The organism is Rhodovulum sp. MB263, assembly GCF_002073975.1.
Classification (GTDB): domain Bacteria; phylum Pseudomonadota; class Alphaproteobacteria; order Rhodobacterales; family Rhodobacteraceae; genus Rhodovulum.
This window is the reverse complement of sequence record NZ_CP020384.1, coordinates 3,382,529-3,404,440: the sequence shown is the minus strand read 5'-3', so window position 1 is coordinate 3,404,440 and position 21,912 is coordinate 3,382,529. Positions and strand designations below refer to the sequence as shown.

18 protein-coding genes are annotated in these 21,912 nt (G+C 68.7%); 9 read left to right on the top strand and 9 right to left on the bottom strand.

Annotated features, from left to right (window positions below; all coding sequences use genetic code 11):
* Positions 1–9: 9 nt before the first annotated feature.
* Entirely contained in the window at positions 10–408 is a 399-nt protein-coding gene (locus B5V46_RS15745; protein WP_080617479.1) for a DUF6524 family protein, read from the bottom strand.
* Between the two features lie 161 nt (positions 409–569).
* Here B5V46_RS15745 and B5V46_RS15740 point away from each other — a divergent pair, with 161 nt between their 5' ends.
* Positions 570–1,862 carry an adenylosuccinate synthase gene (locus tag B5V46_RS15740; RefSeq protein WP_080617478.1) on the top strand — a complete coding sequence of 431 codons (1,293 nt, stop codon included), beginning with the start codon at positions 570–572 and terminating at the stop codon, positions 1,860–1,862.
* A complete protein-coding gene (locus tag B5V46_RS15735) occupies positions 1,862–2,104 on the top strand; it encodes a DUF2842 domain-containing protein (RefSeq protein ID WP_080617477.1) in 243 nt (80 codons plus the stop codon). The genes B5V46_RS15740 and B5V46_RS15735 overlap by 1 nt, the downstream gene beginning before the upstream one ends.
* 19 nt (positions 2,105–2,123) lie before the next feature.
* Here B5V46_RS15735 and B5V46_RS15730 read toward each other — a convergent pair whose 3' ends face one another.
* A complete protein-coding gene (locus tag B5V46_RS15730) occupies positions 2,124–3,647 on the bottom strand; it encodes a hypothetical protein (protein ID WP_080617476.1) in 1,524 nt (507 codons plus the stop codon).
* 140 nt (positions 3,648–3,787) lie between these two features.
* On the opposite strand from B5V46_RS15730, the gene B5V46_RS15725 reads away from it, so the two are divergent.
* Entirely contained in the window at positions 3,788–4,513 is a 726-nt protein-coding gene (locus B5V46_RS15725) for a thiamine diphosphokinase (RefSeq protein ID WP_080617475.1), read from the top strand.
* A gap of 849 nt (positions 4,514–5,362) precedes the next feature.
* Here B5V46_RS15725 and B5V46_RS15720 read toward each other — a convergent pair.
* Both B5V46_RS15720 and B5V46_RS15715 read right to left on the bottom strand, forming a co-directional pair.
* A complete protein-coding gene (locus B5V46_RS15720; protein ID WP_080617474.1) occupies positions 5,363–5,905 on the bottom strand; it encodes a hypothetical protein in 543 nt (180 codons plus the stop codon).
* A gap of 160 nt (positions 5,906–6,065) precedes the next feature.
* Entirely contained in the window at positions 6,066–6,923 is an 858-nt protein-coding gene (locus B5V46_RS15715; protein WP_080617473.1) for a PRC-barrel domain-containing protein, read from the bottom strand.
* Positions 6,924–7,366: 443 nt separating this feature from the next.
* Between B5V46_RS15715 and B5V46_RS15710 the strand changes: the two genes are divergently transcribed.
* Together B5V46_RS15710 and B5V46_RS15705 are read left to right on the top strand one after the other, a co-directional pair.
* The gene (locus tag B5V46_RS15710; protein WP_080617472.1) at positions 7,367–7,552 is read left to right on the top strand and encodes a PLDc N-terminal domain-containing protein; all 186 of its coding nucleotides are present in this window, start codon (positions 7,367–7,369) and stop codon (positions 7,550–7,552) included.
* 31 nt (positions 7,553–7,583) lie between these two features.
* A complete protein-coding gene (locus B5V46_RS15705) occupies positions 7,584–9,176 on the top strand; it encodes a phospholipase D family protein (protein WP_080617471.1) in 1,593 nt (530 codons plus the stop codon).
* Positions 9,177–9,375: 199 nt separating this feature from the next.
* On the opposite strand, the gene B5V46_RS15700 is transcribed toward B5V46_RS15705, so the two are convergent.
* Positions 9,376–10,461 carry an AI-2E family transporter gene (locus tag B5V46_RS15700; protein ID WP_080617470.1) on the bottom strand — a complete coding sequence of 362 codons (1,086 nt, stop codon included), beginning with the start codon at positions 10,459–10,461 and terminating at the stop codon, positions 9,376–9,378.
* A 165-nt stretch (positions 10,462–10,626) separates the two neighbouring features.
* Here B5V46_RS15700 and B5V46_RS15695 point away from each other — a divergent pair, with 165 nt between their 5' ends.
* Positions 10,627–10,827, top strand: coding sequence for a PqqD family peptide modification chaperone (locus B5V46_RS15695; RefSeq protein WP_080617469.1), 201 nt, complete (start codon positions 10,627–10,629; stop codon positions 10,825–10,827).
* Positions 10,828–11,087: 260 nt separating this feature from the next.
* Entirely contained in the window at positions 11,088–11,465 is a 378-nt protein-coding gene (locus B5V46_RS15690) for a hypothetical protein (protein WP_155774092.1), read from the top strand.
* Positions 11,466–11,536: 71 nt separating this feature from the next.
* On the opposite strand, the gene B5V46_RS15685 is transcribed toward B5V46_RS15690, so the two are convergent.
* A complete protein-coding gene (locus B5V46_RS15685) occupies positions 11,537–12,781 on the bottom strand; it encodes a hypothetical protein (RefSeq protein ID WP_080617467.1) in 1,245 nt (414 codons plus the stop codon).
* A gap of 124 nt (positions 12,782–12,905) precedes the next feature.
* Entirely contained in the window at positions 12,906–15,305 is a 2,400-nt protein-coding gene (locus B5V46_RS15680) for a Tex family protein (RefSeq protein WP_080617466.1), read from the bottom strand.
* Between the two features lie 155 nt (positions 15,306–15,460).
* On the opposite strand from B5V46_RS15680, the gene B5V46_RS15675 reads away from it, so the two are divergent.
* Positions 15,461–18,298: a DUF2339 domain-containing protein gene (locus B5V46_RS15675; RefSeq protein WP_231119315.1), complete on the top strand. Its 2,838-nt coding sequence runs from the start codon at positions 15,461–15,463 to the stop codon at positions 18,296–18,298.
* 309 nt (positions 18,299–18,607) lie between these two features.
* Here the strand turns inward: B5V46_RS15675 and B5V46_RS15670 are convergent, their stop codons facing one another.
* On the bottom strand, positions 18,608–19,366 hold the full coding sequence (locus tag B5V46_RS15670) for a FadR/GntR family transcriptional regulator (RefSeq protein WP_080617464.1): 759 nt from the start codon (positions 19,364–19,366) through the stop codon (positions 18,608–18,610).
* A 582-nt stretch (positions 19,367–19,948) separates the two neighbouring features.
* Complete coding sequence (locus B5V46_RS15665; protein ID WP_080618085.1) at positions 19,949–20,527, bottom strand: helix-turn-helix domain-containing protein; 579 nt, start codon at positions 20,525–20,527, stop codon at positions 19,949–19,951.
* A gap of 108 nt (positions 20,528–20,635) precedes the next feature.
* Between B5V46_RS15665 and B5V46_RS15660 the strand changes: the two genes are divergently transcribed.
* Positions 20,636–21,823, top strand: coding sequence for a benzoate/H(+) symporter BenE family transporter (locus B5V46_RS15660; protein WP_080617463.1), 1,188 nt, complete (start codon positions 20,636–20,638; stop codon positions 21,821–21,823).
* Positions 21,824–21,912 lie beyond the last annotated feature (89 nt).

Here is a 21,912-nt window from a genome sequence, read left to right as displayed (position 1 = left end):
GCAGCGGCGTCATTCGTCGACATCGTCGATATCGGCCTGCCCCGACAGCCGCCGGCGCAGGATGCTCCAGGCCAGTCCGACCCCGAGGATGAAGGACAGCGCCAGCAGTGCGATCCAGGTGTTCAGACCCGGATTGTCGAGCCGGAGCACCTTCCAGTCGACCAGCACCCAGATCAGCGCCCCGACCAGCGCCGTCACCAGGACCATGCCGAACGGCCCGATCGAGCGCAGCGTGGCGCGCAGGTAGATCACGTAGCCGGTGAACAGCACCAGGCCCGCCAGCAACACCATCGGCGTCTGCGTGTCCCAGCCCGCCATCGCCCAGCGGACATAATTCCAGGAGGTGGGGTTATAGGTCAGGGCCAGCAGCAGGAAGGCGACCAGCCAGCGAAGAAACAATGCGGCCATTTCGGGCTCTCCGTTCAGTCATCTTTCAAGCGTCTTCGCCCGAGTCTAGCGGCTTGCGCGGCGCTGTCGTCCGGAATTTGCCCAGATTTCGCCTTGCCTCGTCGTCTGAGGGGTTTATACCTGCGCGGGTTTGCATTGCAGCAGCTTGAAAGGAATTGGCCGTGGCCAATGTCGTTGTCGTTGGCGCCCAGTGGGGCGACGAGGGAAAAGGCAAGATCGTGGACTGGCTGTCCGAGCGTGCCGATGTGGTCGCGCGCTTCCAGGGCGGGCACAATGCGGGCCATACCCTGGTCATTGACGGCACCATCTACAAGCTGAACGCGCTGCCTTCGGGTGTGGTCCGGGGCGGCAAGCTCAGCGTGATCGGCAACGGTGTCGTGCTCGACCCGTGGCATCTGGTGAAGGAAATCGAGACCATCCGCGGCCAGGGGGTCGAGGTGACGCCCGAGACGCTGATGATCGCCGAGAACACGCCGCTGATCCTGCCCTTCCATGGCGAGCTCGACCGGGCCCGCGAGGGCCAGAACTCGATGGCCAAGATCGGCACCACCGGTCGCGGCATCGGCCCCTGCTACGAGGACAAGGTCGGCCGCCGGGTGATCCGGGTCGCCGATCTGGCCGATGATGCGACGCTCGAGCTTCGCGTCGACCGGGCGCTGGTGCATCACAACGCGCTGCGCAGCGGGCTGGGCCTGCCCGAGATCGACCGCGACGCGCTGCTGGCGAGCCTGCGCGAGATCGCGCCCGAGATCCTGAAATACGCGGCGCCGGTCTGGAAGGTGCTGAACGAGAAGCGCCGGGCCGGTAACCGGATCCTGTTCGAGGGGGCGCAGGGTGCGCTTCTGGACATCGATTTCGGCACCTATCCCTTCGTCACCTCGTCGAACACCATCGCCGGTCAGGCCGCGACCGGCACCGGCATCGGCCCGGGATCGATCGATTTCGTGCTGGGCATCGTCAAGGCCTATACCACCCGTGTGGGCGAGGGGCCGTTCCCGACCGAGCTGGACGATGATGATGGCGAACGTCTGGGCACCCGGGGCCGCGAATTCGGCACCGTCACCGGGCGCAAGCGCCGCTGCGGCTGGTTCGACGCGGTGCTGGTGCGCCAGACCTGCGCCACCTCTGGCATGAACGGCATCGCGCTGACGAAGCTTGACGTTCTGGACGGGTTCGAGACCCTGAAGGTCTGCGTCGGCTACGAGCTTGACGGCGATCGGCTCGACCATCTGCCCACCGCCGCCGATCAGCAGGCACGCTGCACGCCGGTCTACGAGGAACTGCCGGGCTGGCAGGAATCGACCGAAGGCGCGCGCAGCTGGGCCGATCTGCCCGCCAACGCCATCAAGTATGTGCGCCGGGTCGAAGAGCTGATCGACTGTCCGGTGGCGCTTCTGTCGACCTCGCCCGAGCGCGACGACACCATCCTCGTCACCGACCCCTTCGCTGACTGATGGCGCTGTCCTGGAAAGCCCGCCGCCGCTGGTCGCTGGTGATCCTGCTGATCGGGTTGCCGGCCTATATCGTGGTGGCCGTGAGCGTGATGAACGCTCTTGGCCGCCCGTCCTTCCTGGTCGAGCTTCTGGTCTATGTGGCGCTCGGCATCGTCTGGGCGCTGCCCTTCCGCTTTGTCTTCCGCGGGATAGGCCAGCCCGATCCCGAGGCGAAAGAAGACGACCGGGCCGAACGCGACTGATCTCGCGGGGGCCGACCGCTCAGGCGATGCGGTCGGCCCCCGCCGCCTGCGGTGGGACCGCGGTCTCGTCCAGCCCGAACTGGCCGCGCCGGATCCGCCGGAACCGCCCCTCGCGAAGATGCCGCCCGAAGGCGCGCAGCATGTCCTCACGCTCGAAATCGTCACCGGCAACGCTCCGCGCCAGTTCGATGACCTGGGGTCGGGTGAACAGCATCGCACCTTCCTGCCCGGTCAGATAGGCGGCGGCCTGGGCCAGGAGCCCCGTCAGATCGGCGGGGTCGTGACCGGCGGTGGCGGCGGCAAAGCCCCTGAGCCGGGCCTCTGTCAGGGGCAGGATCGGCGCATCGAGCCGCAGAGCCTCGGGCCCTGTCCCGTCCTTCTCGCCCGCGGGGCCGGTCCTCTGCCCGGTCGGGGCGTTGGCTTCGGCGTCCGGTGTGGCCCGGTCGATCCGCTGTTCGGTGACCAGGATCAGCGGCGCCAGTCGGTTGCCATCGCCCGCCTGTGGCGTCTTGCGGGCGCCGCGCACGACCTCGGCCAGAGCCTGGCGATAGGGGCGCATATGGCTGTCATCGTCGCCGCGGTGCCGTGTGTCGAGCCGGCGTTCGGCGACGGTGGCCGCGACGGCTGCCTTCAGATGCGCGATAGAGGCCTGACGCCGCCGTTGTTCGGCGCCGGCCAGCTTGGAGTTGGTCTCGTCCAGAAGCCGCTGCAAGGCGAGCTCGTGATCGGCAAGATCGGCCGAGCGACGGCGGTCCGCCGCCCGCGCCGGGGCCGGTGCGGGATCGTGGGCCGGCGCCCGGACCTGGTCGATGTCGGAAGGTCGCGGCGCGGCGCCGGATGCAGGCGTCGGGCCCGCATCCTCGTCGGGAGGCCAGGTCTGGCTCAGATCGTCGCGACGGAGCTTCAGGACCCGGGCGCGGGCCATCCCGGGGGGAGGGGCGGGCGTCGGCTCGGCTTCGGCCGCCGGATCCGGGCTGTCCCGGTCGTCGGAAGAAGGTGTTGCGGCCGTTTCAGGGGCCGGGGGGCCGGTCATGGCTATCCGCCGCTCCGGCGGGCTGCCCGGAGGGCGCGGTTCGCGCGCCATGCCACCAGGAGGGGCGTTGTCGGTCTCGTCCTCGAAGCCGGTATCGGCAAGCTCGGCATCGGCGGCATGGGCGGTTTCGACGGCGGCTCGGATGCGGGCCAGCTTGGCGGCCACGGATTCGGGTTCATCGCTGCGGGGGACCTTGGCGGTCGGGGGCTGCGTTCCCGGAGCCGGAGAAGGGGCGGAAGAGATCCTGCCCTCCAACCCGCCCGAGCGCAGCAGCACGCCGTCAAGCTCGACCCGGGCCTCGACCCGGCGGCGGGCCTCGCCTTCGGCGATCCGCTGCAGCGTTTCGGCATCGGGCGGGGGCGGCTCGGCTCCGAAATACCTGTCCCCGGCTGCGAGGTCGCGGAAATATTCGGTGATCTTCTTCATCATGCCGAAGGAATCCTCGAACCCCTCCAGCTTGCAGGAGAAAGTTCCATAGGACACCGTCAGGACCTTTGGCGGGCCAGCCATCCGAAACTCGCTTTCTCCTCGAACAGGACGCGCTTATGTTTACATAGTGCGGTTCCAGAGGATGAACAAAAAGCGGAATTTTCAAGATTTTTCCGCCATCCACAGGACTGTCACCAGATTTCCGCCGCAAGGTTGCCTCAATGCCAACACATTTCGTCCATCATTCCGACAAAATCACCCTGCTCGGCGGGGCCAGGGTCGATCCGGCACAGTTGCGGCGGGCGCTGGAGATCGCCCCGGCGCTGGTGGCCGCCGATGGCGGGGCGGATGCGGCGCTGGCGGCGGGCTGTCTGCCCGAGGCGGTGATCGGCGATTTCGACTCGATCTCGGCCGCGGCGCAGGCGGCGATCCCGGCCGAGTGCCAGCATCGCGTGACCGAACAGGACAGCACCGATTTCGAGAAATGCCTGCGCCATGTCGCGGCGCGGCTGGTTCTCGGGCTCGGCTTTCTCGGCGACCGGTTCGATCACGGCCTGGCGGCGCTGAACGCGCTGGTCCGCAATCCCGAGCGGCGCTGTCTGCTGATCGGCGACGACGATATCTGCTTTCACTGTCCGCCGGATCTGGCGCTCGACCTGCCTGAGGGGATGCGCTTCTCGCTGTTTCCGATGCGGCCGGTGCGGGGCGTCAGCGAGGGGCTGCACTGGCCCATCGACGGGCTCGATTTCGCGCCCGGCGGCCGGATCGGCACCTCGAACCGGGTGTCGGGTCCGGTAAGGCTGAGGATGGAGGCGCCGGGCATGGCGGTGATCCTGCCTGTCGAGGCCTTCGACGCCGCGGTGGCCGCGCTCATGCCGCCGGCGGCGGTGGCCGCATCAGGTTCGGGCGGGGCTCGCACGGGAAAACGTGAAGCCCTGCGCCCGTGATGATGGCGCTCCCGGTCGGGGCCTCGGGAGCGGGCAGGGTGTCGGGGATCCGATAGCCGGGCGCGATGGCGGCAACGATCTCGAGGTCCTGCAAGGGCGCAATGACCGCGGCCGGCGCCGGTCAGACGAGGCAAGGCGGTCGTCGCCGGGCCGACGACCCCGGTGAGCCAGAATCGGAACGGTCCTCGCGTGGCCAGACCGGGGCAAGCGGGGCACCCTGATCCTTTGCAGAGCGCCAGCTCTGGCTGCATGACGGCGCTGGCGGCCTTCTCTGCGCGATCCGTCGCGTCAGGATCAGACAGGTGGCATGGCAGAAGGCCGACGCCACCGGCAGCCGGGCTGAAGGCTGCGAAGCTCGGCCGGATCGGCGGCATCGCCCGAAAAGACACGATGGCAGAAGCGCGTATCCGGCGCCCGCCGAGGGGTTTTCCTGAGGGAAACGCGTCAGGCATGATCAGGGTGACTGGGTCGATGGGGATGATCGCGATCGCCTCAGTGAGCGGCGTCTTGTGGAAAAGGCGGCAGTTGCGCAGAGGATCGGGCCGGCCCTGCTCAGATCCAACGCTGCCTCGTCCGGGCAGGGCGATCTGGCCCATCGTCAGGGCGGGCGACGGGAGGAACAGGAGCTGAAGGCCGAAACGGGCGGCGACGATCCGGTCAACCGGACGTCTCTGACGATTCTGCTCGTCGAAGCTGTCCAACGGCGCAACTGTGACGTTGGAGCCGGTCATCAGGAGGATCGCCGGATGGGATACGGTCGACGCCTCGGTTCCTGCGGCCGATCTTGCGGCGCCGAGCGGTTTTCCGAGAGCGCCCTGTTGGCGTGCCGCCGGACTTTGATGCGGCGGATCAGCTGGCCCGGGCGAGAACGAGGCTTTCGGCGGTCGAGAGCCCTGTCGGGGCGGGATGCGCCGTGGCCTGGAACGCCTCGAGCCTGGCAAGAAAGGCCTCGCGCCATTCGGTCGGGTCGCCCGAGCGGCGCGCATAGGCAAGCTGGTCGCGGTTGACCTCGATCAGGTCCATCGGCTGGGTATAGTCCGGGTGGCGGGCCTCGATCCCCGCCGATTGAATGGTCTCGACCAGATGCGACTGGAATTTCTCGCCATAGATCTCGAGCCCCAGCAGAAAGTCGATATCCTCGAAGCCGGCATCGCGAAGCTCCTGCGCCATGCTGTCGACCTCACGTGGCGAGATGCGGGTCATGTCGTGGCGGGCGAAGATATCGGCGATGGCCGCGGGACCTTGCGGAGCGGTCGTGGGGGCCTTGGGATCCATGTTTCCTGTTCCGGCGACTTCCTTCTCGAAATCGGGTGAGTCGACGCCTGCCAGGCCCGCCTCTCGGGAATAGGTAGCGATCCGTTGGGCGATGGCATTGGTGCCATGAATATTCATCGCAGCAGCCTCCTCAAATAGGGTCTGCGGGAGCATGACAGCGCCGGGTAAACAGAAAGCTAACCTGCCTCGCCCGGCCCCCGGGCCGATAAGCCGACCCAAGGAAAAGGGGCCGCGCGATGGCGGCCCCCGGTAGGTCTGTCTTGGGTGTGGCGCAGGATCAGCCCGTCCACTCGGGCAGGCTCTTCAGCGTGTCCTTGGTCTGGACGGTCGAGACCTTCAGCGCGCCATCCTCGTCACGCGAGAGGTTGAGTTCGCCATAGGCCAGCTGGACCTGCTTCGACCCGATGCCGAGGAAACCGCCCACATCGACGATCACCTTGTCGATGCGACCGTCATCGGTCAGCACCAGCTCGCCGATCTTGCCGATCCGCTCGCCATTGGCGCCGACCAGGGTATGGCCCTGCAGGTCTTCGGCAGTCAGTTCGGCGCGTTCGGTCTCGGAAAGCGGGGTGCCCGATGTCATGCCGTCATCCATGCCCCCGCCGGCGGCCATGTCGGTGCCTTCGGCGCCCGGTTCGATCCGGCCCTCGCTCGAGGCATGCTGGTTGCCCGATCCGAGGAAGTCGCCCTCGGTATCCATCGCGGTGCGGTCATAGGCTTCCTTGCCCTCGAGCGTCGACGGATCGCCCTGGAACACGACGAAATATTCGCCCGCGTCATCGGCATCCGGCGCGAATTGCAGGCTGTCCATCTGCAGCGCGACCTCGCGTTCGCCGATGCCGAGGAAGCCGCCGATATCGGCAATCACGGCATTCACCGTCCCGGTACCGTCGATATAGACATCGCCGATCTCGCCCACGTCTTCCCAGCTGTCGGGCGCATCGGTCAGATCGGTCATCGACAGACCGTCGCTCTCGCCGGTCGCGACATAGATACGCTTGCCGATCAGGGTGTCGGCGCTCATCGACTGGCCGGCCACCTCGACATCAGGGGCGGACGCGGCACCCTGGCTCTGGGCGAGAACGGGCATGGCCACGAGAGTGGCAAGGGCGGTGGTCGCAAGAATACGTTTCATCTCTGAACCTCCTTGATGTGGCGGTGCCGGGCCGGCTCCGCTTCCATGGACATCCAACGTGGCCGGCTGCAGGAAGTTTCGTTTCGTGATCAAAAAAACATCGCATTTCGGCGGGAACCTGCCTGTTCTCTGTGCGTTCCCGTGCGCTGGTTCCGATTGATGCGATTTTATACGGCCGTCCTGCCGCTGGTCTGCTACCGGCTTGCTGCTACCGGCTTGCTGCTGCCCGGTTGCCGCCCAGTTGCTGTCCTGAGCCGGCTGCGGGCATATGCCTTCCGGCAGCGTCCGGGGGGCCTGGCCGTGGCCGGTGTCGGAACAAGCCGGCGTCACAGCAGGACTGCGGAACCGCGGCGACCCGCAGAGCGTTGTCCGTCAACATCGCCTCGACCAATGCAGCTTCGGGCAACCGCAGCGTCAGACCAGAACAGAAAGGAACAACCGTCATGGAAGTCACAGGGATCGGCGGTCTCATCGTCCTCGTCCTCGATATCTGGGCCATCGTGTCGGTCCTGAATTCGGGAACGGCGACAGGCAACAAGGTGCTCTGGATCCTGCTTGTCCTGTTCCTGCCGCTGGTCGGGTTCATCATCTGGCTGATCGCGGGGCCGCGCTCTGCCACCGCGCGCTGAGCTCGGGACGAGGCCACGCGAAACCGACACAATGCATGGGTTCCCCGAAAACGATGCGGCCCGCGCCGCCGCGACAGGCCCGGTCGAGGAGCTTGAGCTTCTGCTGACCGCGGCCGAGGCCTATCCGGCGCTCGAACGGGCGTTTCTCGACGCGCGTCACAGCATTTCCGCTAGCTTCCGCATCTTCGATCTTGCGACCCGGCTGCGCTCGCCCGAGGCGCGCGCGATCGGGGATGACTGGTTCGATCTGATGGTCCATACGCTGGAGCGGGGGGTCTCTGTCCGCCTCGTGCTGGCCGATTTCGATCCGATCGGTGCTGCCGATCTGCACCGGCTGTGCTGGAACGCGCGACGCAGGCTGATCGCGGCCAGCGAAGTCGCACGGGGCGGCCGGCTGGAGGTGCTGAGCGCGCTTCACAGCGCGCAGGCCGGCCTCGGCGCGCGTCTGGCGCTTTGGCCGGGCGCGCATGCCAAGCTGCGCAGCGTGCTCGACGATCTCAATGCCCGCTCCGAGGCCGAGCGTCGCCGGTTCCTCGAAGAGGCGCCGGGCATCGCGCGGATCACCCGCGAGCGGCCCGACGGCCGGATCGTGGCGGTGCCGGGCCTGCCCGACCTGACGCCCGCGACCCATCACCAGAAGATGGCGGTCTTCGACGGGCGACAGCTTTACGTCGGCGGGCTTGATCTCAACGAACGCCGCTATGACACCGCGCGCCACTGCCGCGCTCCGGAACGCACCTGGCATGACGTGCATGCGATGGTGCGGGGGCCGGTGGTGCGTGCGGCCGAACAGCATCTCGACGGCTTCCTCGACATCGTGGCCGGACGGCAGGCCCCGGGACCGGCCGCGCCCGGCTTTCTGCGGACCCTGTCGCGCCCGGCGCGGCGCGCGCCGTTCCGGTTCTCGCCGCGGCCCCTGGTGACCGAGATCGAGCGGGCCCATCTGTCCCGGATCAGGGCGGCCGAACGGCTGATCTATCTCGAAACCCAGTTCTTCCGGCATCTGCCTCTGGCCCGGGCCATGGCCCGCCGCGCCGAGGCCTGCCCCGATCTGTGCGCCATTCTGGTGCTGCCCGCCGCGCCCGAGGATGTGGCCTTCGAGAACAGCAGTGGGCTGGACGTGCGCTATGGCGAGCATCTGCAAAGCCGCTGCCTGAGCCTGCTTTACGACGCCTTCGGTCCCGACCGGGTCCTGGTGCTCTCGCCGGTTCAGCCGCGGCGGCTGGCGGTCGAAGGCCGTGCCGAGCTTGAAGACGCGCCGATCATCTATGTCCATTCCAAGGTGTCGATCTTTGACGGCCAGGCGGCGATCCTGTCTTCGGCCAATCTGAACGGGCGGTCGATGCGCTGGGATACCGAGGCGGGGCTGGAGCTGACCGCGCCCGCCCATGTCGCGCTGATCCGCCGCCGGGTGATGGGGCATTGGCTGCCGCGCGAGGGCGACGGCCAGCCGGATCCGGCGGCGCTCGATCCCGGGACCGCCTTCGAGGCCTGGCGGGTGCTGGCCGATCTCAACAGCCGCCGCAAGCCCGACCGGCGCGAGGGCTTTCTGGTGCATTACGATTCCGATCCCGCGCGCAAGCTGGGCCTGCCGGTGCCGGGCGCGCCGCCCGAGATCGTCTGACCGAGGGCGCGCGACCGAGATCGTCTGACTGGGCGCACCGCCCGAGATCATCTGACCGAAATCGTCCGGGGCAAATTGTCTGGGGCGGTGCGCCGCGATCGTGATCGGAGGCGTGATCGGAACCAGCTTTCCCGCCTGCCGTCGCGCTGCGACCCGGACCTGCCGGGGCCGGGGCCGGAGCCGGAGCCTGAGCCGGGACTCAGCCGGGTTCGGCCGGTTTCTGCGGGAGGGGCGGCTCGTCCGCCGGGACGGCCGGGTCGTCGAAGACGTCGAGCATCGCCAGCACGATCACCAGAACCGGGATTGCGATCACCCCGCCGAGCGGTCCCCAGAACCACAGCCAGAAGACCAGCGAGACGAAGATCGCAAGCGGGTTCACCGCGATCCTGCGGCCGACGAAGGTGGGGGTGACGACCTGGGATTCGATCCCGTTCAGCACGAGATAGATCAGGGCGGGAAAGACCGAACTCCAGCCATCGAAGACGATCAGCCCGCCCAGAAGAAGCCCTGCCACCATCGTCGCGGGGCCGATATAGAGCACGAAATTCAGCAATGCCGCCCCCACCCCCCAGGCGAGGGCGCCGGGCATGCCGAGCACACCCAATGCGATGGCAAGAGCGATGCCGAGCCCGGCATTGATCAGCGAAATGGTCATGAAATAATGCGCGACCAGGCGTTCGGCAGTCCGGATGCGGTTCAGGATCGTCTCGCGTCCCAGCCACTGACCGGCATGTTCGGCCACCCAGGCATAGATGTCGGCCCGGGTCAGGAGGAAGAAGAACAGGGCCGCGATGAAGATCAGGAGCTGCGCCGCGACCCGGGGCGCCACGAAGAGCGCATCGGTCAGGCTCGGGATCGAGGGGGCGGCGGCCTCGGCGTCATTGCCATTGCCGGTGCCGCCCAATGCGCGCTGAACCTCGTCGCCGACCTGTCCGATATTCTGCACGAAGCCACGGAAGTCGTTGACCACGCCGCGCAGTTCCCAGCGGATCGAGGGCCACTGGTCGACCAGCCGCCCGACCACCGGTTCGACCGCGAAGGCCAGCGCGCCGACCGCAAGGATGCCCAGCGTCGGCAGCGCCGCCGCGACCGACATCGGCGGCAGACGCAGCCGCCGCTCGAGCATGTCGGCCAGAGGCGACAGGATGATCCCCGTGACCAGGGCGAGGCAGAGCGGGGCGAAGATGTCCTCGGCAAGCTTGAGAGCGGTGAAACCTGCGACCCCGGCCAGAACCAGCAAGGCGACGCGCGACATCGGGTCGAGGCGGATCGTGGGGTCGGTCATTGGCTCACAACGCCTGTGAAGGCGCGGGGTTCCGCCCGTTCGCCCGCCGCCGATGCCCCGACGCCGATGCCCGCGCCGGAATATCGGGCCGAGGGGACGAGGCATGGGAACATAATCCGGGTACCGGACGTTGACCGGGCATTGCAGAGAGGAAAGGAGGTTCAAATGAATACCGATATCTTCCAAGGCAAATGGAAACAGATCAAGGGCCGGGCCCGCGAGGCCTGGGGCGCGCTCACCGACGACGATCTTGACCGGACCGAAGGGGACCGGGAACAGCTGGTGGGCCTGATCCAGGAGCGTTACGGCAAGGCTCGCGAGGATGCCGAGCGGGAAGTCGACGAGTTTCTGGCGAAGTTCCGCTGATGCGGCATCCCGACAGACCGAACGAAACGCCCCGCCCGGCTTCGGGCGGGGCGCGTTTTTGTGCGAAATTCTTCCCTTCCGGTGATGCCGGGGAATATTTTTTCTGATTCCAATGGGGTGATGAAATTTTCCGTTGAGTAACGGGGCGGCGCTCCGCAGGCGCGGGGGCGGCGTGGGTAGTGTTATCTTTAATGCACTTGCCGCCTTGTTCCTGTTATGATGATCTGTGGATCATCTTGCGGAAAGGAGACCCCCCCGACATGTCGCACGCGGCTATGCCTGTCGCGAAAGCGCACCCGACCTATGTTGTGCTCGAACGGGATGCTCTCATCTCGGCCGACCTGATCCAGGCGATCGAGACTTTGGGGCCGTGCCGGGTGATGCACTTCTCTTCGGTCGATGAAATGGCCTCCGGCCTCGAAGGTGTCGGATCGGTCGATGCAGCCTTTCTGGAGCTTCGCCTCGACGAGGCCCTGGCAAGCGGTCTGGCCACCAATCTCGGCAAACTCGGGGCGCGTCTGGTGTTGACCCTCGGAGAGGATGTCGAACGGGTGATGAGCGCGGGCTGCCGCCTGTTGCTGCGCCCGTTCACCGAGCGCATGGTCCTTGACGTCCTGACCGAGCCGGCTACGGCCTGAAAGGCCCGAACTCACGAAAAGACCCCGGTCGCAGATCGCACCGGGGTCTTTTCGTTTCGGCTTCCTTCGGCTCAGCTTTCCTCGGCGGGCCGCAGATCCTCGGGCAGCAATGCCGGCGGGGTCAGTCCGCCGACCGGATCGTGCAGCAGCTCTTCGGCCAGCCGCAGCCGGTCGGGGCTGTCGCCGACCAGCGTCCAGAGCCGGCGCATGTCCTCTTCCAGCCGGTCGCCGTCGATTTCGCCCGCATCGCGAAGCCGCTCGAATTCCGCGATCACGTCGACCGCGTAATCGGTGAGGCCCAGCGCCTGCAGTTGCTCGCCCTCGCGCGCATCTTCGGCCACCGCATGGGCGAAGGCGAACAGCACGACCTGCGACAGCGCCTCGCCGATCGAGGCGCCCCGGTCCATGCGGTCGGCGATCAGCGCCTCGCCGGCGAAGGTCATCTCGATCCCGATCACCGCCAGCGCCTCGCGCAGGTTCTCCATCATCGCCGGATCGGCATTGTGGCGCAGCGGAACCGTCTTCACCGCGACCGGGCTGCCGCCAAGCTCTTCGGTATATCCGCGCGGGTTGCGCGGGGCGGCCCGGCGGGGCATCGGCAGCGGCGCATCGGTCCCGGCCGGGGGGGCGGCGGGGGTGCTCGGTTCGGCCCGGGGGGCGGCCGTGGCCTTGGGGGCCGACACAGGCGGTTCCGCCGGGGATGCCCTGTGGGGCGCCGGGTGCGGAGCCTGGGGCGCGGGCGGTTCTACCCGGGGCGCGGGGGGCGGTTCAGGCGTGGACGGGGCGGGCGCCGGGGACTGTGCCGGGGCGGGGGCCGGAGACGGCGTGCGCGCGGCCGGTTTCTTGTCCGGGTCCGGGACAGCTGTCGGGCGCTGGGTCGTCTCGGGCGCAGTTGCGGTTTCGCGCCCGGTGCCTGCACCAGTTCCGGTCTGGGGCCCAACCTCGGGTCCGGCCTTGGGACTGGTCTCGGATGCGGGGTCAGGGCCCGTATCCGGGCCAATATCAGGACCAGCCTCGGCCGCCGCTGTGGTTTCGGAAGCCGTGGCCTCGCTGCCAAGCGCGAGGCCCGAGGCGGTCGGGCGCAGGAGGGCCTCGGGCCTGGCGCCGAACAGGCGGCGCAGCAGGATGGGCTTGCGCTCGATCTCCTCGACCAGCCCGAGCTCCTTCAGCCGGCCCAGCGGGCGCGAGACTTCCAGCCCGCGCCCGCGCGCCCGCACCAGCAGCAGGTCGCGCCCGAACGGGCCCTCTTCAGCATGGATCTGACGGATCACCGCCAACAGGTCCAGTTCGACGGATTCGAGCGGTTTTTCGTGCATGTTGCCCTCTCAGCCAAGCGTTGGCGGCATGGCAGATCGGCCTTGCCGCGTCAATCGAGCCGGCGTCGCGGCGGGCGGTGACCCGCCGGTGGCACGCCGGTGACACGCCGTTGGGCCGACCCGCTCAGCGCCGCTTCATCGCCTCGAGCAGGGCCGCGCCCAGCGCCCCGGTCTCTGCCCCCGAGCCGCCGCCCTTGCCGCGCGGGCCCGTCCGGTCCGACCCCTGCCCGGGTCCCCGCCCGCCGCTCTTGCCGGGGCTCTTGGCTTTGTCGGGGCCCTTGCCTTGGGCGCCCTTGCCGCCCGGCCCGCCACGGCCCGGGCCCTTGCCCGTCGCGCCGTCGCGCGAGGCCGCCTCGGCCCCGCCATCCTTGCGCATCGACAACCCGATCCGCTTGCGGGCCACATCCACCTCGACCACGCGGACCTTCACGACATCGCCTGCCTTCACGACCTCATGCGGGTCCTGCACGAAGCGGTCGGCCAGTTGCGAGACATGGACGAGCCCGTCCTGATGCACGCCGATATCGACGAAGGCGCCGAAAGCCGCGACATTGGTCACCGTGCCTTCCAGCAGCATTCCGGGGCGCAGGTCGGTGATTTCCTCGATCCCGTCGGCAAAGCTGGCCGTGACGAATTCGGGCCGGGGGTCGCGTCCCGGTTTCGCCAGTTCCGACAGGATGTCCCTGACGGTCGGCAGCCCGAAGCGGTCATCGACGAAGTCCCTCGGGTCGAGCCGGCCCAGCTGCGCCTCGTCGCCCATCAGCGTGCGCAGGTCGCGTCCGCAGGCAGCCACGATCCGGCGCGCCACGTCATAGGCCTCGGGGTGGACGGCCGAGGCGTCGAGCGGCTCGTCGCCGCCGGTGATGCGCAGGAAGCCCGCACATTGCTCGAAGGCGCGCGGCCCGAGACGCGCGACCTTCAGCAGGTCCTTGCGCTTCGCGAAGGCACCATTGGCGTCGCGATGGGCGACGATGGCCTCGGCCAGAGAACCTCCGAGCCCCGAGACCCGGGCCAGCAGCGAGGCCGAGGCCATGTTCAGATCGACGCCGACCGCGTTCACCGCATCCTCGACCACGCCATCGAGCGCCCGGGCCAGCCGGTGCTGGTCGACGTCGTGCTGGTACTGGCCGACGCCGATGGCCTTGGGCTCGATCTTGACAAGCTCGGCCAGCGGGTCCTGCAGCCGCCGCGCGATCGACACGGCCCCGCGCAGCGACACGTCGAGCCCGGGGAATTCCTTGGCGGCAAGCTCGGAGGCCGAATAGACCGACGCGCCGGCCTCGCTGACCACCACCTTGGTGGGCTTCGGCGCGGGCAGATCGCCCAGAAGCTCGGCCACCATGCGCTCGCTCTCGCGGCTTGCGGTGCCGTTGCCGATGGCGATGAGCCCCACGCCATGCCTGCGGATCAGCGCGGCCAGCGTCTCCTGCGCGCCCCTCAGGTCGTTCCTGGGCTGGAACGGATATATCGTGGCGGTGTCGAGAAGCTTGCCGGTGGCATCGACGACGGCCACCTTGCAGCCGGTGCGGATGCCCGGATCGATCCCCATCGTCACCCTGGCGCCCGCCGGGGCGGCCAGCAGCAGATCCTTGAGATTGCGGGCAAAGACCCGGATCGCCTCGTCCTGCGCGCGGGTCCTGAGATCGCCCATCAGATCGAGCATCATCGACAGGCTCAGCTTGGTCCGCCAGGTCCAGCCCGCAGCCTCGCGCAGCCAGCGGTCGCCGGGGCCCTCGCCCCGCGCCTCGAGCGCGCCCGCCACCATGGTCTGCACCCGGGCCAGGCCCTCGTCGGGATCGGGGCCGATATCGAGCGTCAGCACGCCCTCCTTCGCGCCGCGCATCATCGCCAGCGCCCGGTGGCTGGGAACCCTGGCCCAGGGCTCGCGATGGTCGAAATAGTCCGAGAACTTGGCGCCCGCCTGTTCCTGCCCCTCGACCAGCTTCGCCGTCACCAGCGCATTGTCCTGCAGGAAGGCCCGAAGCCGCCCGATCAGATCGGCATTCTCGGCCAGCCCCTCGGCCAGGATGTCGCGCGCGCCTGCAAGCGCCGATTTCACGTCCGGCACCGCCTCGGTCACGAAGCCCTCGGCCAACGTCTCGGGGGCGGCATCGCGATCTGCCAGGATCGCCTCGGCCAGCGGCCCCAGCCCGTTCTCGCGGGCGATCATCGCCCGGGTCCGGCGCTTGGGCTTGTAGGGCAGGTAGAGGTCTTCCAGCGCGGCCTTGGTTTCGGCCTTCAGGATATCGGCCTCGAGCGCCTCGGTCAGCTTGCCCTGCGCGCGCACCGTATCTAGGATCGTCGCCCGCCGCGCCTCGAGCTCGCGCAGATAGGCCAGCCGTTCGGCCAGATCGCGCAGCTGGGTGTCGTCGAGCCCGCCGGTCGCCTCCTTCCGGTAGCGTGCGACGAAGGGAACGGTCGCGCCCCCGTCGAGCAACCCGACCGCGGCGGTGACCTGCTGCGGCTGGGCGCCGATCTCGGCGGCGATGGTGCGGGCGATGCGGGGGGCAAGATCGGCGGTCATGGCGGTCCGAAGTCAGGGTCAGGGGGCGCCACCCTATCCCGGCCGGCGGCCGCCGCCAAGCGGCGGAATCCCGCTGGTCCGGGGCCTTGCGCAGGACGATGCCGATCGCGAGACTGCGGACCGGACGACGAGGGGAAAAGAGTATCGTGGAAACCATGTTGATCGTGTTCGGGAGCGTCTATGGCCTTCTCGTGCTGGTCGGGCTGCCGGCGCTGATATTTGCCCATTTCGGGCTGCGCTCCGAGAATGCCGATCTGCGCGTCCGGCTGGAGCGGCTGGTCAAGGAATTCGAGGCCCTGGCGCGGGAGGTCGCGGCGCTGCGGCAGGACGCGCCGCCTCAGACGTCGCCTCAGACCTCGCCACAGGCATCGCCAGAGACGCCGGCCGAGCAGGCTGCGGACGCGGCCGCCCTTTCCCCAGACTCCGGTCCGCAGGTCGCACCGACCGATGCCGCGCCCGATCCCTTGCCCGTGACGGTGCCAGAGACCGTTGCTGCGCCCGAGACCCGGCGCGAGGAGCGGCAGGCAGAGCAGGCCCCGCCGGTCGCGGCCGCGGCGAAGGTGCCGCAGTCCGAACCGCCCTCCGAACTGGCCTCTGCATCGCAGGGTCCCGGATTGGCCGACCGCCTGGCGGTCTGGCTGCGGGAGAACTGGACGCTGGCCCTGGCCGCGCTCTCGCTGATCCTCGGCGGGCTTTTCATGGTGCAATACGGGGTCGAGCAGGGGCTTCTGACGCCGCCGCTCCGGGTGCTGGGCGCGCTGGTGCTGGGGGCTGCGTTGATCGCGGGGGGCGAGGTGATCCGGCGGCGGCATGGCGACAGCGCCACGCCCAATCTGCGCCATCTGCCCTCGACCTTCTCGGGCGCAGGCACGGTGGTCCTGTTCATCGCGATCCTGTCGGCCCATGCGCTTTACGGGCTGATCGGGTCGGTTCCGGCGCTCGCGGGCATGGCCGCGGTCTCGGTGGTGGCGATGCTGCTGGGCTGGCTTTACGGGCCGGTGCTGTCGGCCATCGGTCTTCTGGGCGCCACGGCCGCGCCCTTCTTCGTCGGTGGTTCCTCCGACAAGGCGGTGCTGCTTTACCCCTATTTCGCGATGGTGGGGCTTGCGGGGCTGGGCATTGACACCTTTCGGCGCTGGGCCTGGGTGTCGGGGCTGGCGCTGGCGCTGCCGGTCGGGGCGCTGGGGCTCTTGTGGATGCATGCGCCCGATGCGCCGGGGCTGGCCCTGGCCGCCCTGGCGCTGGGCGTGGGCGCGGTGCTGATCCCGGCGCGGAGTCTTCGGCCGGTCGAGAGCGGGGCGATGGCCAGCCAGGGGGCGTCGGGGACCGGCAGGCCCGCCTTTCCGACCTGGCTTGCGGCCGCAGGGGTCGCGCAGGTTTCCGGGGCGGGGCTTTTGCTGATGCTCGACGCGGCGAGCCCGGCGGGCAACGGGCTTGGCTATGCGCTGCTGCTTCTGGTCTTCGCGGCTGTGGCGCTGGGGCTTGCCCGGGCCCCGGCCTTCGAGGATCTGGCGGTCTTCCCGGCGGCGGCGGCGCTGGTCGGGCTCGGTCTGCATGCGGCTCAGGGCGGACCGCTTTATCGTGCCTTCCGGGCCGGGATCGACCGGCTGCCCGAAAGCCCGGCGCCGGCGACGGTCTGGTGGCTGGCGGCAGGGGGCGCCGCGCTGTCGGTCATCGCCTTCCTCCGGCTGGCCCGGAAGGCCCGGCCCGATCATCGCGGGCTTTGGGCGCTGGGCGCGGCGGTGCTGCTTCCCGCGACGATCCTGGTGCTCGAATTCCTCTGGGCGCCCGGCGAGGTGACGGGCGCCTACCCCTGGGCGCTGGCGGTGATGGCGGGGGCGGGGCTGATGGTGGCCCTTGCCGAGCGCCGGGCCGCGCTGGGCGGCGAGACCCGCGGCTTCGAGACCGGGCTCTTCGCGGCCTCGGCGCTGATCCTGATCGGGCTGGCGCTGTTCCTCGTGCTGACCAAGACCGCGCTGACGCTGGCGCTGTCGGCAATGATGGTGGCGGCGGTCATCATCGACCGGCAGCGGCCGATGCGTCCGCTGGGCTGGCTGGCCCAGCTTGGCGCGGCGGTGATCGGCTACCGGCTTCTGGTCGATCCGGGCATCGACTGGGCCATCCACGGGGCCGGGACGCCCGACGTGCTGCTGGCCCATCTCGGGCCGCTTGTCGCTTTTGCGGCGATGCTGGTGCTGGCAAGGCCCGAACGGGTGGCGCTGCGGGCGCTGGCCTCGTCCTCGCTGGTGACGGTGACGGCACTTGCGGTGACGGTGGCGCTTCGGCGCGGGCTCGGGTCCGAGGGGTTCGAGACCCATTGGGCGCAGGGGCTGACGGCGACGGTCTGGATCCTGGCCGCCTTTGCCCAGATCTGGCGGCTGCCGCATGACCCGGCGCTTCTGCGTCCGCTCCGGATCGGCTTTGCCGTGCTGATGGGGCTGGCGGCCTGCGGCGCCGTGGCGGTGATGGCCGACGATCTCGGCAGGACGCTGGTCGCCGGGGTGGGCCGGGTCGCGGGGCCGCCGGTTCTCGACAGTCTGGCGCTTGCGCTCCTGCCGTTGGCGGTCGTGCTCGGGGCGGGGGCGGTGCTGCTGGGGGCGCCGGGTCGGCCCGGGGCGCGGTGGCTGCGGCCCGGGCTGGGCGGGCTCTCGGTGCTGGGGCTGGGTGTCTGGGGCTGGCTCGAGATCCGGCGGCTTTGGCGCGGCCCGGATCTGTCGCTGCCGGGGCCGAGCGATGGTGAGCTTTACAGCTATACGCTGGCGCTTCTGCTCGCCTCGGGGCTGGGACTGGTTCTGGCGGTGCTGACCCGCTCGCATGCGCTGCGGCGGCTGGCGATGGCGGGGGTCGGGCTGACCGTGGCCAAGGTCTTCCTGATCGACATGTCGGGGCTCTCGGGGCTGGTCCGGGTCGCCTCCTTCGTCGGGCTCGGTCTTGCGCTGGCCGGGCTGGCCTGGCTCGACCGCGCGGTCAGCCGGATCTGGGAGCGGGGCTGAGGCGGATCGTGCCGGTTGCTCCCCTGATGTGGGGCTGAAGTCGGACCCGCGCCCGCCCGGCAGGCCCTGGCCCGGATTGGAGGCGCGCCGGGATTGACGCTGGCCAGGGCGTCCCCGGCGTGCGCGCCATTGGACGGAACCGGGGCAGGCCCCCTGTCCCCGCATCGGCCGGGTCGGGGGGCTCTGAGCGGCGCATCCCGAGGGCTCGCCCGATCCGCGGGGCACCTCCCGGCGCCTGTCCCGCGCTCCGGAAATGTCGGTCCGGGCCCCGCCGGCAGCTCGGGCCCGGGGCGGGGCAGCACCGGCAGGTTACGGGTCGAAATTGCCGACGCTTGCCTGCAGATGGCTGCGCATCCGGTACTGGTAGGCCAGCCGGTCGCGGGCCTCGAGCGCCTCGAGAATGCCCAGATGATCGGCATGGGTCTCGATCGCCTGGACAGCGCCGTTCCTGCCCCTCGACATGATCCTCAGGATCACCGGCTTCATGATCTTGTAGATATCGAGGATCGCCTTGTTGCCCATCACCGCGATCAGGCGGGTATGGAAGCCGAAGTCGATTTCGGCAGCCTCATCAAGGCTTTCGGTCCGGCGCAGCCCGTCATTGATCTCGCGCATCTCGGCAATGTCGGCCCGGGCGATGCGGTCGAGGATCAGGTCGATCCCGGCCACTTCCAGAAGCCCTCGAAACCCTTGGATGTCGGAAAACGCCTCGCGCGAGACGTCGAGCGTGTTGAAGGAGAACAGGTCGAGCGCGCGTTCCATGCGGTCGTCGACGATGGTCGCGCCGACCTTGGGGCGGACGGTGACGACGCCATAGGCCTTGAGGATGCGCATCGCCTCGCGCACCGTGTTGCGGCTGGCCCGGAACCTGTCGCAAAGCTCGCGCTCGGTCGGCAGGCTGTCGCCGACCCGAAGCCCTTCCGAGGAAATCATCGCCCGGAGCTTGGCGACCAGATCGTCGACCGCCGAGAGCCCGGGACCGCCCGCGCGCGGCAGGACCGGTCTCGGCCGGGCGGCCATCCCGGCCTCGCGACCGATGTCCGGTGACCGTCCGTCCTCCTCCCGCATCGCGAAGTCTCTCCCCCAGGACCTGTTTGTCGGACAAATCTAGATGCCCGAATTGACATCTGTCAATTAGTCTTAAAAATTAAGGCCTTTGAGGGAATTTTTTAAATTATTGAGACCGGGCGCGCAGAGGGTGAATTGCATTCGTTCTGGAGATTGGCTCTGGAAGCACATCATGCGTTTTCAGGCGGAAAAATTCCCTGTTTCGGGGATCGCGGCCGGTCTTGTGTTTCGGTTCAGCGGTTCAGCGGTTCAGCCGGAAAAGGATCATGTCGCTGCGTGAAAGCTGTGGCCTTGAAAGCAGTGCTCGGGGTCAATTTTCTCTTGCCATTCGTCGCTGGCCAAAAACTGCAAAAGACATTGAAATTGAATGGGGACTCGGCGAGTCGGAGGATATGCGAAGCCCGCTTTCCCTGCGGACCGGAAGACGGAAATGCACAGGGTTTTCGGGCGGAGACCGGATTTTTTACCGGCCGGTTTTCAGGGGGGCTCTCTCGAATATCACGGGGCCCTTGCCATCTGGCGTCGAGTTGAGCCGGATTGCGGAAGTGTTTTCCTGTTGCCCGTGCAGATGGCGGCGGCGGGTCAACCTGTTCCGGGGCCGTCCTCGAGCAGTGCGGTGCGGGGATAATGCAGCGTGTTGTGAAAGCGGGCCGGGGCGCCGGTCCGGTTGCGGTAGCCATGTGGCCGGTCGGCCGGAAACCGCAACCCGTCGCCCGCATGGAAGGTCTGCCACTGGCCGTCCAGCAGGATCCCGATCTCGCCCTCGGTCACGAAGACATCCTCGACCACGCCGGTATCATGCGGGTTCGACAGGTGGACCTGGTCCGGGGCGAGCGTCAGCAGGAAGGTCTCCGAGCCGAAGACCGGATCGAAGGGAAACACCGTGCGCACGCGGATGTCGCCCTCGAACCGCACCGGCGCGCGTTCGGCGGGCGCAAAGCTGCCGGTGGTCTGCACCAGATCCTCGATCAGGGCGGTCAGCGGCAGCCGGAACCCTTTGGCAAGCTTCCACATCGTCGCCAGCGTCGGGCTCGACTCGCCGCGTTCGATCTGGCCGAGCATGGCCTTGCTGACCCCGGTGAGCTCGGCGGCCTGGGCGAGGCTCAGCCCGGCGCGGTTGCGGGCGGCCCTGAGATTGATCCGGATCTTGCTGTCTGTCATCGGCATGAGAGGGCTTGTGCGTTATAGCGTTCGGGCGTTATAGCGTCCGCCGCCGGGTGGGCGGCTCCTGCCTCCTAGCCCGGACTGGCAGGAAAGGCACGGATCGAAATGGGCTCGGGGCTGAAACTTTCGCATCTTGTGGCAGGCTTCATCGCGGTTCTGCTGGGCTATACCAGCAGCGTCGCGATCATCTTCCAGGCGCTCGAGGTGCTGGGCGCAAGTCAGGCCGAGGCCAATAGCTGGATGCTGGCGCTGGGCGTCGGGATGGGGGCGAGCGGGCTGATCCTGTCGCTGCGCTACCGGATGCCGATCCTGACCGCCTGGTCCACGCCCGGCGCGGCGCTGCTGGTCGTCGGGCTCGACGGCGTGTCGATGCCCGAGGCCATCGGCGCCTTCCTGTTCTGCGGCCTGCTGCTGACCCTGACCGGGCTGAGCGGCTGGTTCGAGAAGCTCTCGCATCTCATTCCCGACGCCATCGGCAATGCGCTGCTGGCGGGCATCCTGTTCAAGTTCGGCCTGGGGATCTTCGTCTCGATGGAGGAGAACCTGTCGCTGGTTGCGGTCATGTGCGCGGTCTATCTGGCCGGGCGGATCTGGTTCGCGCGCTTCGCCATCCCGGCGGTGTTGCTGGCGGGATGCCTTTTCTGTGCCGCGACCGGCGCCTTCGAGCAGGGCGCGCTCGATCTGTCGCTGGCCCGACCGGTGGCAGTGCTGCCGGAATTCTCGCTGCCGGTGCTGATCGGGGTCGGTCTGCCCCTGTTCATCGTCACCATGGCCTCGCAGAACACCCCCGGCGTGGTCACGCTGAGGGCTGCGGGCTATGCGCCGCCGGTCTCGGCCTGCCTGACCGTGACCGGGCTCACGACGCTGGTGCTGGCGCCGTTCGGCGGCTACGCCTTCAACCTTGCCGCCATCACCGCCGCGATCTGCGCCGGGCCCGAGGCCGACGAAAATCCCGACACGCGCTACCGGGCGGTGGTGGTCGCGGGCCTGCTTTACATGCTGGTGGGCATTCTCGGCGCCGCCGTGGTCGGGCTGTTCACCATCGCGCCGAAAGCCCTGGTCGTGACCGTGGCAGGGCTCGCGCTGCTCGGTACCATCGGCACCAGCCTGCAGGCTGCCCTGGCCGCGCCCGAGCGCCGCGAGGCGGCCCTCGTTACCTTCATGACCACGGTTTCGGGCATCGGCTTTCTCGGTATCGGCGCGCCGCTCTGGGCGATGTTGCTTGGCATGGGAACCGGCGCCGCGCTGTCGCTTTCCTCCCGCGCGCGCAGGTTGGCAGCCGCCCGCCCCTAAGGTCTTGCGCCGGACCCCCCGGACCGCCTTTCCCGGACCGAAGGCTGCCCGAAACCGGGCAGGGCAAGGCAAAATTGCCCGATATTGCG

What these genes read in the sequence shown, in the direction of transcription:
- B5V46_RS15710 (WP_080617472.1), top strand. Translation starts at nt 7,367, where the DNA reads ATGGAAGTCACAGGGATCGGCGGTCTCATCGTCCTCGTCCTCGATATC.
- B5V46_RS15725 (WP_080617475.1), top strand. Translation starts at nt 3,788, where the DNA reads ATGCCAACACATTTCGTCCATCATTCCGACAAAATCACCCTGCTCGGC.
- B5V46_RS15745 (WP_080617479.1), bottom strand. Translation starts at nt 408, where the DNA reads ATGGCCGCATTGTTTCTTCGCTGGCTGGTCGCCTTCCTGCTGCTGGCC.
- B5V46_RS15715 (WP_080617473.1), bottom strand. Translation starts at nt 6,923, where the DNA reads ATGAAACGTATTCTTGCGACCACCGCCCTTGCCACTCTCGTGGCCATG.
- B5V46_RS15675 (WP_231119315.1), top strand. Translation starts at nt 15,461, where the DNA reads ATGTTGATCGTGTTCGGGAGCGTCTATGGCCTTCTCGTGCTGGTCGGG.
- B5V46_RS15685 (WP_080617467.1), bottom strand. Translation starts at nt 12,781, where the DNA reads ATGCACGAAAAACCGCTCGAATCCGTCGAACTGGACCTGTTGGCGGTG.
- B5V46_RS15720 (WP_080617474.1), bottom strand. Translation starts at nt 5,905, where the DNA reads ATGAATATTCATGGCACCAATGCCATCGCCCAACGGATCGCTACCTAT.
- B5V46_RS15695 (WP_080617469.1), top strand. Translation starts at nt 10,627, where the DNA reads ATGAATACCGATATCTTCCAAGGCAAATGGAAACAGATCAAGGGCCGG.
- B5V46_RS15690 (WP_155774092.1), top strand. Translation starts at nt 11,088, where the DNA reads ATGTCGCACGCGGCTATGCCTGTCGCGAAAGCGCACCCGACCTATGTT.
- B5V46_RS15730 (WP_080617476.1), bottom strand. Translation starts at nt 3,647, where the DNA reads ATGGCTGGCCCGCCAAAGGTCCTGACGGTGTCCTATGGAACTTTCTCC.
- B5V46_RS15705 (WP_080617471.1), top strand. Translation starts at nt 7,584, where the DNA reads ATGCATGGGTTCCCCGAAAACGATGCGGCCCGCGCCGCCGCGACAGGC.
- B5V46_RS15700 (WP_080617470.1), bottom strand. Translation starts at nt 10,461, where the DNA reads ATGACCGACCCCACGATCCGCCTCGACCCGATGTCGCGCGTCGCCTTG.
- B5V46_RS15665 (WP_080618085.1), bottom strand. Translation starts at nt 20,527, where the DNA reads ATGACAGACAGCAAGATCCGGATCAATCTCAGGGCCGCCCGCAACCGC.
- B5V46_RS15670 (WP_080617464.1), bottom strand. Translation starts at nt 19,366, where the DNA reads ATGCGGGAGGAGGACGGACGGTCACCGGACATCGGTCGCGAGGCCGGG.
- B5V46_RS15735 (WP_080617477.1), top strand. Translation starts at nt 1,862, where the DNA reads ATGGCGCTGTCCTGGAAAGCCCGCCGCCGCTGGTCGCTGGTGATCCTG.
- B5V46_RS15680 (WP_080617466.1), bottom strand. Translation starts at nt 15,305, where the DNA reads ATGACCGCCGATCTTGCCCCCCGCATCGCCCGCACCATCGCCGCCGAG.
- B5V46_RS15660 (WP_080617463.1), top strand. Translation starts at nt 20,636, where the DNA reads ATGGGCTCGGGGCTGAAACTTTCGCATCTTGTGGCAGGCTTCATCGCG.